This window comes from Paenisporosarcina sp. TG-14, from assembly GCF_000297555.1.
Taxonomy (GTDB): domain Bacteria; phylum Bacillota; class Bacilli; order Bacillales_A; family Planococcaceae; genus Paenisporosarcina; species Paenisporosarcina antarctica.
In genome coordinates, this window is record NZ_AMGD01000073.1 from 1 (window position 1) to 17,487 (window position 17,487).

At 37.4% G+C, this 17,487-nt stretch carries 19 protein-coding genes; all 19 read left to right on the plus strand.

The annotated features are described in order from the left end of the window. Positions 1 to 692, plus strand: a 692-nt coding sequence (locus C406_RS0116830; protein WP_017381825.1) for an IS3 family transposase, incomplete at its 5' end; no start/stop codon positions are given. A gap of 299 nt (positions 693 to 991) precedes the next feature. After that, positions 992 to 2,302 (plus strand): ribosome biogenesis GTPase Der, encoded by a 1,311-nt coding sequence (gene der / locus C406_RS0116835; RefSeq protein ID WP_017381826.1) that lies wholly within the window; start codon positions 992 to 994, stop codon positions 2,300 to 2,302. A 27-nt stretch (positions 2,303 to 2,329) separates the two neighbouring features. Further along, positions 2,330 to 3,352 (plus strand): NAD(P)H-dependent glycerol-3-phosphate dehydrogenase, encoded by a 1,023-nt coding sequence (locus C406_RS0116840; protein WP_017381827.1) that lies wholly within the window; start codon positions 2,330 to 2,332, stop codon positions 3,350 to 3,352. 92 nt (positions 3,353 to 3,444) lie between these two features. Then, the gene (locus C406_RS0116845) at positions 3,445 to 3,648 is read left to right on the plus strand and encodes a DUF2768 domain-containing protein (protein WP_017381828.1); all 204 of its coding nucleotides are present in this window, start codon (positions 3,445 to 3,447) and stop codon (positions 3,646 to 3,648) included. 9 nt (positions 3,649 to 3,657) lie between these two features. Further along, complete coding sequence (locus tag C406_RS0116850; RefSeq protein WP_017381829.1) at positions 3,658 to 4,365, plus strand: hypothetical protein; 708 nt, start codon at positions 3,658 to 3,660, stop codon at positions 4,363 to 4,365. A gap of 77 nt (positions 4,366 to 4,442) precedes the next feature. Further along, positions 4,443 to 5,921: a stage IV sporulation protein A gene (gene spoIVA / locus C406_RS0116855; protein ID WP_017381830.1), complete on the plus strand. Its 1,479-nt coding sequence runs from the start codon at positions 4,443 to 4,445 to the stop codon at positions 5,919 to 5,921. 218 nt (positions 5,922 to 6,139) lie between these two features. After that, positions 6,140 to 6,367, plus strand: coding sequence for an HU family DNA-binding protein (locus C406_RS0116860; RefSeq protein ID WP_443146808.1), 228 nt, complete (start codon positions 6,140 to 6,142; stop codon positions 6,365 to 6,367). Between the two features lie 402 nt (positions 6,368 to 6,769). Continuing rightward, the gene (gene folE / locus C406_RS0116865) at positions 6,770 to 7,339 is read left to right on the plus strand and encodes a GTP cyclohydrolase I FolE (protein ID WP_017381832.1); all 570 of its coding nucleotides are present in this window, start codon (positions 6,770 to 6,772) and stop codon (positions 7,337 to 7,339) included. A 75-nt stretch (positions 7,340 to 7,414) separates the two neighbouring features. Next, entirely contained in the window at positions 7,415 to 7,636 is a 222-nt protein-coding gene (gene mtrB, locus C406_RS0116870) for a trp RNA-binding attenuation protein MtrB (RefSeq protein WP_017381833.1), read from the plus strand. 84 nt (positions 7,637 to 7,720) lie between these two features. Next, the gene (locus C406_RS0116875; RefSeq protein ID WP_017381834.1) at positions 7,721 to 8,509 is read left to right on the plus strand and encodes a heptaprenyl diphosphate synthase component 1; all 789 of its coding nucleotides are present in this window, start codon (positions 7,721 to 7,723) and stop codon (positions 8,507 to 8,509) included. 7 nt (positions 8,510 to 8,516) lie between these two features. Next, positions 8,517 to 9,218, plus strand: a complete 702-nt coding sequence (locus C406_RS0116880; RefSeq protein ID WP_017381835.1) for a demethylmenaquinone methyltransferase — start codon at positions 8,517 to 8,519, stop codon at positions 9,216 to 9,218. A 23-nt stretch (positions 9,219 to 9,241) separates the two neighbouring features. Then, the gene (gene hepT / locus C406_RS0116885) at positions 9,242 to 10,216 is read left to right on the plus strand and encodes a heptaprenyl diphosphate synthase component II (RefSeq protein WP_017381836.1); all 975 of its coding nucleotides are present in this window, start codon (positions 9,242 to 9,244) and stop codon (positions 10,214 to 10,216) included. Positions 10,217 to 10,323: 107 nt separating this feature from the next. Further along, the gene (ndk, locus tag C406_RS0116890) at positions 10,324 to 10,770 is read left to right on the plus strand and encodes a nucleoside-diphosphate kinase (protein ID WP_017381837.1); all 447 of its coding nucleotides are present in this window, start codon (positions 10,324 to 10,326) and stop codon (positions 10,768 to 10,770) included. A gap of 329 nt (positions 10,771 to 11,099) precedes the next feature. After that, a complete protein-coding gene (gene aroC / locus C406_RS0116895) occupies positions 11,100 to 12,281 on the plus strand; it encodes a chorismate synthase (protein ID WP_017381838.1) in 1,182 nt (393 codons plus the stop codon). Between the two features lie 3 nt (positions 12,282 to 12,284). After that, positions 12,285 to 13,391: a 3-dehydroquinate synthase gene (aroB, locus tag C406_RS0116900; protein ID WP_017381839.1), complete on the plus strand. Its 1,107-nt coding sequence runs from the start codon at positions 12,285 to 12,287 to the stop codon at positions 13,389 to 13,391. Next, positions 13,388 to 13,759, plus strand: coding sequence for a chorismate mutase (gene aroH, locus C406_RS0116905; protein WP_017381840.1), 372 nt, complete (start codon positions 13,388 to 13,390; stop codon positions 13,757 to 13,759). The genes aroB and aroH overlap by 4 nt, the downstream gene beginning before the upstream one ends. A 20-nt stretch (positions 13,760 to 13,779) precedes the next feature. Next, complete coding sequence (hisC, locus tag C406_RS0116910; protein WP_017381841.1) at positions 13,780 to 14,880, plus strand: histidinol-phosphate transaminase; 1,101 nt, start codon at positions 13,780 to 13,782, stop codon at positions 14,878 to 14,880. Further along, complete coding sequence (locus C406_RS0116915; RefSeq protein ID WP_017381842.1) at positions 14,877 to 15,977, plus strand: prephenate dehydrogenase; 1,101 nt, start codon at positions 14,877 to 14,879, stop codon at positions 15,975 to 15,977. Before hisC ends, C406_RS0116915 begins: the two co-directional genes overlap by 4 nt. 180 nt (positions 15,978 to 16,157) lie before the next feature. Further along, positions 16,158 to 17,465 carry a 3-phosphoshikimate 1-carboxyvinyltransferase gene (gene aroA / locus C406_RS0116920; protein ID WP_017381843.1) on the plus strand — a complete coding sequence of 436 codons (1,308 nt, stop codon included), beginning with the start codon at positions 16,158 to 16,160 and terminating at the stop codon, positions 17,463 to 17,465. Positions 17,466 to 17,487 lie beyond the last annotated feature (22 nt).

Consider the following 17,487-nt stretch of genomic DNA (forward strand, 5'->3'; position numbering starts at 1 on the left):
GTTATCGCCGGATTTACTTAGAATTGCGAGCGCAAGGCTATATCATTAACCATAAAAAAGTACAACGAATTATGGGGGAACTGAATTTAAAGTGTGTGAAGTTCAAACGTAAATCTCGTTATAATTCATATAAAGGAAAAGTTGGAAAAGTCGCTAAAAACCGTCTAAACCGTCGATTTACGACACCTTATCTTCTCCAAAAACTCGTAACGGATGTAACAGAGTTTAAATGTACAGGCGATGAAAAGCTGTATTTAAGTCCGATTTTAGACCTCTATAATGGCGAAATTATTTCTTATGGGATTTCGAAAAGACCAACATTGGATTTTGTTTTAGCACCACTAGATCAAGCAATTAAAATCATTAAAAAGGAAGCCACCTATCGAACAACGATTCACTCCGATCAAGGCTGGCATTACCAGCATAATAAATGGGTGAAAACATTAAAAACGAACAAAATTTTTCAAAGCATGTCTCGAAAAGCAACGTGTGCAGACAATGCGACGATGGAAAACTTCTTTGGCTTACTTAAGCAAGAAATGTATTACGGTGAAGAATTAATGTCGTATGAAGAATTGAGGAAGAAAATTGAACGTTATATCTATTACTATAACCATGAACGGATTAAACAAAAACTGGCCGGCTTGAGTCCAGTAAAATACCGAACTCATGCCAACCAATCAGCTGCATAAATAAAACTCTAAATTTAAGGGGTCACTACCCTCGCCTAAAAAGCGAATCAGGTCTTTTTTGGTGGTAAAAGAATGTAGAATGTTGTTGTCATTATGCTCTTCTAAGCTTTTCAGCGATAATCAAATCATTCGTAATTGCCTGCTTTAAAGTATGAGTTATAATCACAGTAATATATTTATTGGTCATCTCCGTAGATAAATTCCCCTGCTTCATGTTTCTAGATGTCGAGCTTTCATAGCGTTTTGCTCTATTCTTATGTATAATACCTTAGAGATGAATTTGGAAGGATGTAATAGATATGCCCAAACCGGTAGTAGCAATCGTCGGTCGCCCGAATGTAGGAAAATCAACAATCTTTAATCGAATTGTTGGGGAGCGCGTTTCCATCGTGGAAGATATTCCAGGTGTAACACGTGACCGTATTTACAGCGCGGCTGATTGGTTAACTCATGAATTTAATATTATTGATACAGGCGGAATTGATATTGGGGACGAGCCCTATTTAGATCAAATTCGAGCACAAGCTGAAATTGCGATCCAAGAATCAGACGTTATTATTTTCTTGACCAATGGTCGAGAAGGAGTTACATCTGCAGATGAGCAAGTAGCGAAAATGTTGTATAAAACAAAAAAACCTGTTGTGTTAGCAATTAATAAAATTGATAACCCTGATATGCGCCCGATGATTTACGATTTCTATTCTTTAGGATTCGGTGAACCATTCCCGATTTCAGGTTCTCACGGACTAGGTCTAGGTGATTTATTAGATGCAGTAGCAAAAAGTTTCCCAGAAGAAGATGAAGAAGAATATCCTGAAAACGTTATTAAGTTTTCATTAATTGGACGACCAAATGTAGGGAAGTCTTCGTTAGTGAATAGTTTCTTAGGCGATGACCGTGTAATTGTTAGTGATGTTGCGGGTACTACTCGTGATGCAATTGACACTCAATATGAATATGAAGATCAACCTTATGTCATAATTGATACAGCCGGAATGCGTAAAAAGGGTAAAGTTTATGAAAGCACTGAAAAATATAGTGTACTTCGTGCATTAAAAGCAATTGAACGTTCTGACGTTGTTTTAGTCGTATTAAACGGAGAAGAAGGAATTCAAGAGCAAGATAAAAAAATTGCTGGATACGCTCACGAAGCGGGTAAAGCTATCGTTATCGTTGTGAATAAATGGGATAAAGTTGTAAAAGATGAGAAAACGATGAATAAAACAACCAAATTGATTCGTGATCATTTCTTATTCTTAGACTATGCGCCAATTATTTTTGTTTCAGCGGTCACAAAACAGCGTGTACATTCAGTTTTACCAGTTATCAACCGTGTCAGTGAAAACCATGCAATGCGTGTGACATCAAGTATCTTAAACGAGGTAATTGAAGACGCAGTAGCTAGAAACCCTGCCCCTTCAGACAAAGGTCGTCGTCTGCGTATATACTACGCTACACAAGTTGCTATCAAACCACCAACATTTGTCGTGTTTGTAAATGAACCAGAAATTATGCATTTCTCATATGAACGATTCCTTGAAAACCGAATTCGTGAAGCATTCGATTTCGAAGGGACACCAATTCGACTTATTATTCGTGCTAGAACATAAGCTGTTTTCAGTAAAGGAGTTACTAACATGCAAAATGTAGTTGTTTTAGGTGCCGGTAGTTGGGGGACCGCTCTAAGTATTGTCCTTTCGCAAAATGGTCACAATTGTTTGTTATGGTCACATCGTGAAGACCAAGCAAATGAAATTAATAATCAACATACAAATAAAAAATATTTACCAGATACAGTATTACCAAATACAGTGATAGCAACTTCATCTTTAAAAGAAGCAGCCACCCATGGGAAAATAATAGTGATGGCTGTTCCTACTAAAGGTATACGTGAAGTGTGTCGTAATATCAAAGAATGGATTCAAGAGCCTATTCTTTTTGTCCATGTATCTAAAGGGATAGAACCTGATTCCTTAAAACGTATATCTGAAGTGATGCGAGAGGAATTACCCTCTGATTTAATTCAAGAAATTGTAGTCCTATCAGGCCCAAGTCACGCTGAAGAAGTGGTCTTAAAACATCCGACTACTGTAACAGCTGCTTGTGAAGATATTCAGAGCGCTGAAAAAATACAAGATTTATTTATGCAGAGTTATTTCCGCGTTTATACCAATTCAGACGTCATTGGAGTTGAAATTGGTGGTGCGCTAAAAAATATTATTGCATTAGCTGCCGGGATATCAGATGGCTTAGGGTACGGTGATAATGCTAAGGCTGCTTTAATTACTAGAGGTATTGCTGAAATTTCTCGTCTTGGAACTAAAATGGGAGCAAACCCCTTAACGTTTTCAGGTTTAACAGGAATAGGTGACTTAATTGTGACATGTACAAGTGTCCATTCAAGGAACTGGCGTGCAGGAAACATGTTAGGTAAAGGCATGCAGTTAGATGAGGTATTAGAACAAATGGGTATGGTTGTCGAAGGTGTTCGAACCACGAAAGCTGCATACCAGTTGTCTAAACTTCATCAGGTACCCATGCCAATAACAAGTGCTCTTTATTCTGTGTTATTTGAAAAAGTCGATCCTAAACAAGCGGTTGATCAATTAATGGACCGCGTCAAAAAGCATGAAATGGAAGACTTATTTGAATATCTTTAAATCGTCACAAAACAAGAGGGTAGCAGGTCTGCACCTCTTGTTTTTTCGTGCTATAATTACGGGTCGAGAGACAGTGAAGGGTGGTTAAATTTATGTCATCATTAGATAAAATGTGGGTTTCTTTTGCATCTATGGGATTTATGATGATCTCTATGGGGTTAATTTATATTAGTAGAAACAAAATAAATAATCGATTGATTAAGTTTATTTTTGCACTTGTAGCGTATGTACTTCTAATAAGTGGATTTTTAAGTATGATATATATTGTATTTAGCGGTCCTACTGGAAGGTCGTAAGGTGGCGCAATGAAAAAAATACTTGTTTATGTATTTATTATTAGCACAATATTGTTGTCGGGATGCATGTTGCCTGAATCTATAAGTGTTGAGAGCCAAAGACCTTATGAAGATCAATTGGCATCTGTTCAAGCAGCTGTTGAGAAATATCAAGAATCGTCAGGTGGTTTATTACCGATAAAAACGAGAGAACAAGAAGTTGACCAATACATTAAATACCCAATCGACTTCCAAAAAATTGTACCTACATATTTAAGTGAAATACCACCAAATGCCTACGAAAAGGGTGGTTTATTTCAATATGTAATTATGAACGTTGAAGAAAACCCGACGGTCAAATTAGTCGACTTACGTTCTGCAACAAAAATTAGAGAATTAAATGTTCAAATTAAAATTAATGGTTACGGTCCGATTGCTGGAAAAGTAGCTGAAAATGTTTACAAATTAGATTATAAAATTATGGGTTATGAAGATGAACAAACTGTTCCTAGCCCATATTCAGATGTGAATCTCCCATTAGTTGCCATTGGAAATGGAACTATTTACATCGATTATTCGATTGAGTTAAACCGAATTCTTCAACAAGATAATCCGGATGTCAAACCTGGAGAAGATATTCGCTATCTTCTTGTTGATAAATACCCTGTTGTTCCAGCCTATTCACTTCCGTATACGGTTAATGAAAATAATGAACCAGAATTTTTATTAGAGAAATAAAGACAAACGTTTCATGCATATGCATGAAACGTTTTTTTTGTGCATACGATAAAGTGCGTAGGAAAGGGGATAATGATATGACTGAAGAGCTATATCAGCAAATAGCCGAACGGACAAATGGAGATGTATATATCGGTGTTGTTGGACCAGTACGAGTTGGGAAATCAACTTTTGTCAGACGAGTAATGGAAAGTTTAGTAATCCCGAATATGACGGATGAAGTGGACAGACTTCGTGCCCAAGATGAACTACCTCAGAGCTCTCCTGGTCCAGTAATTATGACGGCCGAACCGAAATTTGTACCAGCTCATGGTACTAGTATTCAAGTCGGCGATGACGCATTCCGCTTTAATATTCGCCTGGCGGATTGTGTAGGTTATATTATTGATGGTGCAAAAGGTTATGAAGATGAGAACGGTCCTAAGTTGGTTCACACACCGTGGCATCACGAACCAATCCCGTTTCAAGAAGCTGCTCGAATTGGTACAGATAAAGTGATTAGAGATCACTCCACCATTGGGATTGTCATGACAACGGATGGTTCTGTAAATGATATTTCTAGAGCAGCTCTAGAGCAAGTGGAAGAGGAAATTATTGGTCAATTAAAAGAAATTGGCAAACCATTTGTAGTATTGTTAAATAGTAAATTCCCAGCTTATGAACAAACAGGTAAATTACGCGCGGAGTTACAAAACAAATACAACGTGCCGGTCATTGCAGCAGCGGTTGATAAAATGACTGTCCAGGAAATTCAACACGTCTTAAAAGAAGCGCTTTATGAATTTCCTGTTACCACATTTGAGCTATTAAAACCTGAATGGATGGATGTTCTAGAGAGTGATCATCCTTTAACTCAATCTCTTCAAAATTCATTAGAGTCATGGTCTAAACAAGTTGCGAAAATACGTGATGTTAAGGATTTGGCATCGTTTTTAGCAAAAGAGCCTTATGTTGAACATGCTGAGGTAATTGAAGTAGATGCAGGGAAAGGTAGTGCTTCAATTCAAGTTGATTTAACTAATGAAGCATTTCAATCAGCCTATCTTGACTTCTTGGAAGAACCAATTGTTACGAAAAAAGACTGGCTTTTATATGTAAAAGAATCATCATATGCAAAAAAATCTTATCTTCGATTTCACGAAGCCATAGAAATGGCCAAAGAAAGTGGCTATGGTGTTTCATTACCATCGGTTCAAGATTTCCAACCATCTGCTCCAGAATTAATTAAACAAAATGATTTCTTCGGTGTACGAATGAAAGCAAAAGCACCTTCACTGCACATCATCCGCGTTGATATGGATGCTGAATTCTCACCTTTAATTGGCTCTGAATTTCATAGTCAACAGCTATTGAAAGATTTAAAAGAGGCATATTATCATAATCGTGAAGCGTTATGGGAGACTTCATTATTCGGAACTCCCCTACACGAAATGTTAAAAGAAAGTATGCGTTTTAAAACAGAGGCTGTTCCTACACATGCGAAGAAACGTATGCGTGAAACGATAGAACGTATGGTTAATGAAGGCGATCGTGGAATGGTTACATTTATCCTGTAAAAGAGCAAAGGACCTCGCATTTACCTATGCGAAAAGTCCTTTTCTCCTTTTTTTTATGGTTTTTCTGCATTAACTTGGCAATTGTCGCAGGAATATTGTTGCGTAGCCTTTTTGGTTATGATACTCTTTTTACATGATTGAGATTCCATCCCCTTTGAGAGGAGGTGAATGGTGTGAATAAAACTGAATTAGTAAACTCTGTAGCTGAAGCGGCAGATATGTCTAAAAAAGATTCTTCTAAAGCAGTTGATGCTGTATTTGATACAATACAAGATGCTCTTGCAAAAGGTGAAAAGATCCAACTTATTGGATTTGGTAACTTTGAAGTTCGTGAACGTGCTGCTCGTAAGGGTCGTAACCCACAAACAGGTATGGAGATTGACATTGCTGCAAGCAAAGTACCTGCTTTTAAACCAGGTAAAGCTCTTAAGGACGCGGTTAAGTAAATCGTGTTTGCACGTACATAAGAACGGCTTTTGTGAATTTTTCACAAAAGCCGTTCTTTTTTAATTTTATGCTTTTAGGCTTGTAAGAACGCTTTTCGATTTCTTAGTACACTTTGAAAAAAATTATTTAAAATATCAGTATTAGAAAACTTCAGTTTAGACTATTTTGGCTGTAAGTTGTTTTTTTGAAAAAAATATAGACGAATCAACCGATTTTGCGTAACATTTAATGGTGTGCTACGATTCACTTATATATAAAAGGTAATAAGATGTCTTTCATAACCCCGTTAGTACATGATGCGAATTAAAAGTTCACTTTGTGTCCACTACTTTACTCAAGAATACAAAGCGCCATAATTAGGGCGATTAAAGGTGTGTTTTAACTATTAGGAGGCGTCCGTCGTGTCAACAGTAAATTTACAAAAAATAGAAGAAGCAGTAAAAATGATTCTTGAAGCAGTTGGCGAAGATCCACAACGTGAAGGCTTAATCGAAACACCAAAACGTGTTGCGAAAATGTATGCTGAAATGTTTTCAGGATTGAATGAAGATCCAAAAGAATATTTTAAAACAGTCTTTCACGAAGAACATGAAGAATTAGTATTGGTTAAAGATATTCCTTTTCATTCGATGTGTGAACATCACTTAGTGCCTTTTTACGGTAAAGCTCACATTGCCTATATTCCAAGAGGTGGAGTTGTTACGGGTCTAAGTAAATTAGCACGAGCTGTTGAAACAACTGCTAGACGTCCACAACTACAAGAACGAATTACTTCTACAATTGCAGATTCTATTATGGAGATGCTAAAACCTTATGGTGTTTATGTTGTAATCGAAGCAGAGCATATGTGTATGACCATGCGAGGAATAAAAAAACCTGGAGCAAAAACTGTAACTGCCGTTGCACGTGGAATCTATGAACAAGATCATGTTAAACGTAGTGAGATATTGTCATTCATACAAATGAAATGAGCATGTAAACTTCGGGAAATAGGATATGCTATGATATATTATATAGACAATTTGGTTCATAAAGGAGAGTGTATAATGGCACAAACAGAATACATTGTAATTCGTGCAGAAGAAGATGGTGTTAATGTAATTGGTCTTACAAGAGGCACAGACACCAAGTTTCATCACTCCGAGAAATTAGATTGTGGTGAAGTTATGGTTGCACAATTTACTGAACATACTTCAGCAATGAAAATCCGTGGTAAAGCAGAAATACAAACAACACATGGCACGATTTTTAGTGAAACTAAAAAATAGGTTATGTCTAAGTGAATGACTAGGCATGCTGTGCTATAATGACAAAATACGACACCGGCAATATAGCGAAATGGAGCATGTACGATGACCGAACAAATCATTCAACATACAATCCTACAATTGAAAACAAAAATATTAGATCAGGTTCGTCATCGGACTCTTCGTAAACATGCGGGAGATCCGGATCTTCGCGAAGACCGCTTATATTTTTTGCTGCTTCCTTTACTAAACGGGAATCGGTGGAATGATGAACATGAAAAGTCTGCTATTTCAGTAGCAGTTATTTATAGTGCTCTATCGGCACATGATCAAATAAAAGAATTAAACGCATCTTCTAAAAGTCAGCAATTAACAGTTTTAGCAGGGGATTATTATAGTGGCCTTTACTATCAAATGTTAGCAAGGCTATCTAATATTGAATTAATTCGTTCATTATCAAATGGAATTATTGATATTAGTGAGAAAAAAGCATCTGTATACGACGATGTAAAGCAATCCTTTGAAAAATGGATGGAGACTATTCAAACGATAGAAAGTCTATCCATTGAACAGTTTTATGATCATTTTAATTTTGCAATGTATAAACCTTTTGCTCGCCGCGGTTTACTAATTCATCGTATTGCATATGAGTTAGAACTTGTAAAACAAGGAAAAGCATCTCGTTTCCAAGAATCCTTAGCCCAAAGTGAATTTGAATTTGGTTTTTCTCAAACTTGGCTTGTATTATTGAATCAGGAACTAGCAACACAAAAAAATAAAATGATGGAAGAACTATTACAATCTTGCCTACTCAGCGATTCTGTTCAACAATTCTTAGTGAATTTGTATGGACTACGATTGAATGAGCAAGTGTCAGTTATGAGAGAAAGGTGACATTGTCTTGACCAAAACTAAAGAGCAACGCGTACATGAAGTATTTGAAAAGATTTCTGGTAATTACGATAAAATGAATTCAGTCATAAGCTTTCAACAACATAAAAAATGGCGTGAAGACACTATGTCTCGTATAAATGTTGAGCCAGGGAGCACAACGCTCGATGTTTGTTGCGGAACTGCTGATTGGACTATTTCTATGGGACAAGCGGTTGGGCGAGAAGGAAAAGCAATTGGGTTAGATTTCAGCCAAAATATGTTGAATGTTGGTTATGAGAAAGTGAAAGCTTTTCCACAAATTGAGTTACTCCATGGCAATGCAATGGAATTACCTTTTCTTGATTCAACGTTTGACTATGTCACGATTGGTTTTGGCTTGCGTAATGTTCCGGATTATATGCAAGTATTAAAAGAAATTCATCGCGTTCTCAAACCAGGCGGTATGTTTGTTTGTTTAGAAACATCTCAATCTGATGTGCCAGTATTTAAGCAACTGTTTCGTTTTTATTTTAAATATGTGATGCCAGTCTTTGGTAAGTTTTTTGCGAAGAGCTACAAAGAATATTCTTGGTTACAAGAATCTGCTAAAGATTTCCCAGGGATGAAAGCACTTGCAAAAATGCTCGAACAAGCTGGATTTGTTCAGGTAGAATATAAGCCATATAGCGGTGGAGCTGCCGCAAGACATATTGGTATTAAAAAAGTTTAATTATTGGGAGAAGGTTAGTTGCGGTGGAAAAGATGAAGTTGAAGATGCTCTATTCTGAAATGCGTTCAGACTTAGATCTCATTGAAAAAGAATTAGAAAAAGCGGTAAACTCGTCTTCAGACTTACTCAATGAAGCTTCTCTTCATTTATTACAAGCGGGCGGAAAACGGATGCGACCCGTTTTTGTTTTACTTGCAGCTAAATTTGGTCATTATCAAATTCAACAAATGAAAGATGTCGCAGTTCCTTTAGAACTTATACATATGGCTTCTCTAGTACATGATGATGTGATTGATGATTCACAAATGAGACGTGGGAAGTTAACTGTTAAAGCTCAATGGAATAATCGAGTCGCCATGTATACTGGCGATTTTATTTTTGCCCGTGCGCTTGAATACATAACAAATATTAAAAACCCATTAGCGCATCGTATACTTTCTTACACAATGGTAGAGATATGTGTAGGAGAAATTATTCAAATTGAAGATAAATTTAAATTAGATCAACGACTTCAAGATTATTTTAGGCGCATTAAAAGAAAAACCGCTTTATTGATTGCATCGAGCTGTCATCTAGGTGCTGTAGTGTCAGGTGCTGATGAGAAAACCGCCAATCATTTAAAACGATTCGGCTATTATGTAGGTATGTCATTCCAAATTATTGATGATATCTTGGATATTACTTCTACAGATAAAGAATTAGGTAAGCCAGCAGGGTCTGATTTAATTCAAGGGAATATTACATTACCGATTCTCTTTCTAAAGGATTCACCCGAATTTAGACCTGCTCTAGAACATGCTATTTCTGGAAATATGACTGAAATCGAGCGACTTGCACTGGTTAAAAGAATTCGAGAATCAGACGCAATTCCTAAATCAAAAGCGATTAGCAATCGGTATTTACAAAAAGCATTAAAAGAAATTGATGCACTACCCTCATCCCCTGCAAAAAAATCATTAAGGGATATCGCGCTTTATATGGGGAAACGTGAATTTTAAAATGTTGAACAAATGTATAGACAATGGTAATATTTTTTAGGGTGAATAAAGTTCTCTGTAAAGTGGGGATAATTCTACTAAGATTCAATTGAAATGGAGTGTTTATTATGGAAAGAACATTTTTAATGGTAAAACCTGATGGCGTACAACGTAACTTGATCGGCGAAATCGTAGGTCGTTTCGAAAAGAAAGGCTTCCAATTAGTTGGATCTAAATTAATGCAAATCACACCTGAACTTGCTGCAGAACACTACGGCGAACATAAAGAACGTCCTTTCTTCGGCGAACTAGTTGAGTTCATTACATCTGGACCAGTTTTCGCAATGGTTTGGGAAGGTGAAAATGTAATTTCTGTTGGTCGTTTGATGACAGGAGCTACAAACCCTAAAGAATCTGCTCCAGGGACAATCCGTGGGGACTTTGCTGTAACAGTTGGCAAAAACATTATTCATGGTTCTGACTCGGCAGATAGCGCTGTTCGTGAAATCGGTCTATTCTTTAAAGAAGAAGAGCTAGTTTCTTACACGAAAGATGCTAACAACTGGATTAACTAATAAAAGAAAGCAGTCAAATGATTTTTCATTTGACTGCTTTTTCTAATTTCTCAATTATCTGTACGCTATAATGTATATATGTAAAAAGAGAAGGAAAAACGTCTATGTTGAATTAACAAGAATTCAATAAACGGTTCAGAAGGTGTATGATTAGAAGTACTTAACAAATATTAAACCCTTAACCTATGGTTTTGTTAATAGAACATCAACCTTCTATCTAACTCAAGATAAATTTAGGACATTTATTTGCGGAAATGAACGATGAAATTCAAAATAATTTGTGTTATAGTGTTTTAAAACACTTTAGCGAGTTGAAGGGGGAAAGCGTTATGCGTTATTTAACAGCTGGAGAATCTCACGGTCCACAATTGACCGCCATTATAGAAGGTTTACCTGCACAATTACATATTACTGCAGAAATGATAAATAAAGATTTAAAAAGAAGACAGGGAGGACATGGTCGAGGCCGACGTATGCAAATTGAGACAGACACAGTTGATATTACGTCAGGTGTGCGTCACGGGAAGACATTAGGTTCTCCTATTGCACTAGTTGTAACAAATGACGATTGGAAACATTGGACACATGTAATGGGCATTGAACCTTTAGTAGAAGGATTAAATCCCGAAGATGTTAAGCGTCAAATTACGCGTCCACGGCCTGGCCACGCAGATTTAGTAGGTGGCATGAAATATGGTCATACAGACCTGCGCAACGTATTAGAACGATCGTCAGCACGTGAAACAACAGTGCGAGTTGCGGTAGGAGCAGTAGCGAAACAGCTGTTGTCTGAACTTGGTATCAGTATTGTCTCCCATGTAACTGAAATTGGTGGAGTTAAAGCAGATGTAAAGAAAAGTGAAAGTTTATCTGTTTCACAAATACGAGAAATTGTTGAAGCCGATCCCGTATATTGCGTTGACCAAGAAGCTTCAAAGTTAATGGTTAAAGCAATTGATGAAGCAAAAGAAAACGGTGACTCTATTGGTGGGGTTGTTGAAGTAATAGTCGAGGGTATGCCAGCAGGAGTAGGAAGTTATGTTCATTATGACCGAAAACTTGATGCTAAACTGGCAATGGCTGTGATGAGTATTAATGCCTTTAAAGGTGTTGAGGTTGGCATGGGATTTGAAATGGCACGTAAGCCAGGAAGTCAAGTTCATGATGAAATTGTGTGGGATCAAGACCAAGGTTATACAAGAACAACGAATCGTTTGGGTGGACTTGAAGGTGGTATGTCTACAGGAATGCCAATTGTGATTCGTGGTGTGATGAAACCCATCCCAACTTTATACAAACCTCTACAAAGTGTAGATATCTCAACTAAAGAGCCATTTAAAGCAAGTATTGAACGTTCAGACAGTTGTGCAGTACCTGCAGCTTCTGTTGTTGCTGAGCATGTCGTAGCTTGGGAAATTGCAAATGCGATTTTAGAAAAATTCCATAGTGATCAAATGCCTCAACTTGTCGATTCGATTAATCAGTACCGAGCTTATACAAAGGAGTTCTAATTTATGCAGACCATTTCAATCGATACGAAAAATAAGCACTATAACGTTTATGTGGGTTCACACATATACGAAAGTGCATTGACTCTTTATGAAAAGCAATTACAAAAAGCTGACCATGTAGTTATTTTTGTTGACGAAGTGGTTGCGAAACTTCATTTAGAAAATTTACTAAAGCCTCTTGAATTAATTAGTAAAAAAGCTGTGCATGTATACGAATTACCAGCAGGAGAATCAAGTAAAGCTGTAGAAACGTTTATGGCGTGTCATTCATTTTTGCTTGAAGTAGGCTGCACAAGAAAAACAATCGCCTTTGCTCTAGGTGGAGGCGCTTCTGGAGACGTCGTTGGCTTCGTTGCATCGACATTTATGAGAGGTATTCCTTTTTTTCAATGTCCAACGACTATATTAGCTCATGATAGTGCAGTAGGTGGGAAAACGGCAATCAATCATCCACAAGGCAAAAATATGATTGGCTCATTTTATCAGCCTGATGCTGTGTTATTCGATGTCTCAACATTAAGCACATTGCCTCCTAAAGAAATCTTATCCGGTATGGCAGAAGTAATTAAACATGCACTCGTATCCGATCATCGTTGGGTAGAAGAGTTATTTTCGTTTCAAACTTTTGATGAAATTTCGAGTGACCAGTATTTGTCTTATTTAGTAAAAGGCATACAAGTAAAAGCAGCGATAGTTGAAGCTGATGAGTTTGAACAATCGGTTAGGAAATATTTAAATTTAGGTCACACTTATGGCCATGCAATTGAAGCTTCAACTGGGTATGGGAAAATAACGCACGGGGAATCTGTTGCAATTGGATTGGTCATTTCACTTCTTCTAAGCGAAAAAGTACAATCACTACAACAAGGCACAGCGCGTAAATTATTTGATGCATTGTGCGCGTTCGGTTATTCTTTTGACCCCGTTTTAGACCATAAAATAGATACACTCATTGGGTATATGAAACGAGATAAAAAATCATCTTTCGGTGATCTTCACTTCGTATTACTCGAACAGATTGGTCAACCTTGTATGGAAATCGTGTCAGTTGAAGATGTACTATTAGCACATGAACAATTACGAAAATGGAGTATGGAGGTGCACAAATGATACGAGGCGTTCGAGGAGCAACAACGATTCCAGAAGATTTGGCATCACATATATTATCAGAAACTGAAAAGCTAGTTTTAGCGATGGCAAAAGAAAATAATATAAGACCTGAAGATGTAGCATCTGTTGTCGTTTCTACGACGACTGATATTGCTGCTACTTTTCCAGCTAAAGCTGTACGAAGTATCCCTGAATGGACATATGTCCCTGTTATGTGTACCCATGAAATGGATGTACCAGGCGCCATCACGAAGTGTATTCGTATATTAATGCACGTCAATACAGAAAAATCACAACGCGACATTCATCATGTGTATTTGAATGAAGCAATGAAACTTAGACCTGATTTAATTACAAGCATAACTTGAGAAAGTAGAGGCGAATGACGATGCAGTGGAAAAATCAATTAACAGGGATGAAACCATATCAACCAGGACGTTCCATTGATGAAGTGAAAAAGATGTTTGGCCTAGATGAAATCGTCAAGTTAGCCTCCAACGAGAATCCTTTTGGATGTTCACCAAAGGTTCGTGAATTTATGGAGAATCTATCGATTAATCACGCCATTTATCCTGATGGATATGCAAGTGCTCTACGTCTCGCTTTAGCAAATGTAGTAGGTGTAGAAGAAGACCAACTGTTATTTGGTAATGGTTCGGATGAAATTATTATGATGATTTCTCGCGCGTTACTTCAACCTGGAGTCAATACAGTTATGGCCACGCCTACTTTCCCTCAATATCGTCATAACTCTATTATTGAAGGTGCAGAAGTTCGTGAAGTCCAGTTGATTAAAGGCGCACATGATTTACAAGAAATGGCTCTTCAAATAGATGAATCTACAGCCGTAGTTTGGTTGTGTTCTCCAAATAATCCAACAGGTATGCTAATTGAACAACATGAGTTGGAAGAATTCATTAAAAAAGTTCCCAAAGAAGTCCTAATTGTTTTGGATGAAGCATATTTCGAGTACATAACAGATTCTACTTATAAGAACTCAATTGAATTAATAAAAGACCATGAAAATGTCATTATTTTACGTACGTTTTCAAAAGCCTATGGTCTAGCAGGTTTTCGAGTAGGTTATGCGGTGGCACAAAAAGAATTGATTGCTAAATTAGATCCAGTTCGCGAACCATTTAACAATGCAGCCATTAGTCAAGGTGTAGCACTTGTGGCATTGCAAGACTCATCATTTATTGAATCATGTCGCATTCAAAATGAATCTGGCATTAAACAATTTGAGAAGTTTGCAAAAGAGCATCAATTACACATATACCCAACACAAGGAAACTTTGTTCTTCTTGAAGTGAAAGCTGATTCTGATTTAGTATTCGAAGGTCTTTTGAAAAAAGGCTTTATTATTCGCAGTGGAAACGCGATTGGAACACCTGGATATATTCGAGTAACTATTGGTACAAATGACCAAAACAAAGAATTCTTACAGAAGTTAGCAGATGTATTAAAAGATGCTGAGGTACTTGCATGACAACGCATGTATTAATTGTTGGATTGGGATTGATTGGTGGTTCACTTGCTTTAGCGATTCAAAAAAATCCTGAAGTAAACGTGATTGGCTTTGACGTGGATTCACATACCGTTCGAAAAGCAAAAAAATTAGGTGTCATTGATGATATGGCGTTCAACCTAGAAGAATCCGCGGCATTGGCAGACGTCATTATCTTTGCTACACCGGTTAATGCCACAATACAATTGATGAATGAAGTGCAAAACTGGCAACTAAAAAAAGGTGTTATCTTATCAGACACGGGCAGTACAAAAAAAATGATAATGGAAAAAGCGAAATCGCTGAAAGAGATTGGACTCACTTTTATTGGCGGACATCCAATGGCAGGTTCACATAAAAGTGGAGTTGAAGCTGCGAAAGCGCATTTGTTTGAAAATGCTTACTACATTATTACACCAGTAGAGCACGAAGATGAAATTCAAATCCGAACACTTGAAGCTATTTTGAAACCAACAAAAGGGAAGATACTGCGTATCAATGCAAGAGAGCATGATCATATGACAGCTGTAGTAAGCCATTTTCCACATCTTGTTGCAGCTTCTCTAGTTCATCAATTATCCAGTGAAAATGAGGAATATCCGTTTACTAGACAGCTTGCTGCAGGCGGTTTCAGAGACATCACCAGAATTGCCTCTTCAAACCCAATTATGTGGAGAGATATTACGATTCAAAATCGTCTCGAATTAGTCAAACAACTAGATAATTGGCAAAGTGAAATGGATACAGTTAAAACGATGCTTATGGAAGCGAAACCCGAAAATATCGAACATTATTTTACAAGAGCTAAATTTGTAAGAGATGAATTGCCGATAACTTCTCAAGGTGCGATGTACTCTGTATTTGATTTACATATCGATGTTCCCGACTACCCTGGTGTCATATCAGAAGTGACGGGACTTTTAGCGAAGCATTTAATCAGTATTACAAATTTACGTATTGTTGAAACACGTGAAGATGTATTCGGGATTTTAGTGATTAGCTTTCAAACGACAGAAGACCGCGAACGTGCAGCTTTGAGCATACAACAAGAAACAACTTATGAAACGTATATTTCATAAGAAAACACACCGAGTCTTAAGTCGAAACATCGTGATTCTTTTGCGGTTACTCGTCGCAAAATGCAGAGTAAAGCATTTTCGTAAATCCTTTATGATCCACTTCGTGTAAGTCTAAGTATTACTCGCGAACTTTACCAGAACTTTAATTATTTCTTATATATTATTAAGGATGTGAGTGTATTGAATGATTCCATCAAATTGCAAGCTAACCAATCGCCTCTTCAAGGTTCTCTTCGCGTACCTGGGGATAAGTCGATTTCACATCGTTCTATCATGTTTGGGGCGATGGCAAAAGGGGATACAACGATTAACGGATTTTTACTCGGTGACGATTGTTTAAGCACAATCTCGTGTTTTAAAAAGCTTGGTGTAGACATTCAAATAAGTGGTACGAATGTAACCATCACTAGCGATGGAATGGAAAATTGGAAAGAGCCAATTGATATTTTAGACACAGGTAACTCTGGTACAACAACAAGGTTGATGCTTGGAATATTAGCGGGGTCTCAGGTGCATAGCGTCCTAATTGGTGATGAATCGATTGCGAAAAGACCGATGAAACGAGTCATCCAGCCGTTAAGACAAATGGGTGCCTTAATTTCAGGGAGATGTGATGGGCAATTCACACCACTAGCTGTGCAAGGAACGCAATTATCAGCAATCGACTACACCATGCCTGTCGCAAGCGCACAAGTAAAGTCTGCTATTTTACTTGCAGGTCTCCGAGCAAAAGGAGTAACGACTGTTCGTGAGTCCGAAGTGTCTCGCGACCATACAGAGCGTATGTTAAGGCAGTTTGGAGCAGAAATTACTACTGAAAAAGGTGTAATTAAGTTGCAAGGTGGTCAAAAATTGACAGGAACCCACGTAGAAGTGCCAGGGGATATTTCTTCCGCAGCTTTCTTTTTAGTGGCAGGGGCAATTGCTAAAGAGAGTTCTATTCGTTTAGAGCATGTCGGCTTAAATCCAACTCGTACTGGAATAGTAGATGTTCTTCAGCAAATGGGTGCTAATTTAGAAATAGAACTAAACAACTCTGAAAGTGAAGAACCCATTGGTACATTGACGATTAAATCATCAAAATTAAATGCTATTGAAATCGGTGGTGAACTAATTCCTCGATTAATTGATGAAATTCCTATCATTGCATTGCTTGCGACCCAAGCACATGGAACGACCGTGATTAAAGATGCAGAGGAATTAAAAGTAAAAGAGACAGATCGCATCGCAGCCGTAGTTCATGAATTAAAAAAATTAGGTGCTGATATTGAGGCAACTGATGACGGTATGATCATTAAAGGTCCCGTCACTTTATCTGGAGGGAAATTACAATCATATGGCGATCACAGAATCGGCATGATGGGTGCGATTGCTTCTGTTATTTCAACACAACCAATCGAAATTGAACACGCTTCGTGTATTTCCGTATCTTATCCAAACTTCTTTGACCATTTAAGAATCGTGTCGTCTTTTGAGACTCTCCGCTAATGGGGAGTTTTTTCTTGTGAAT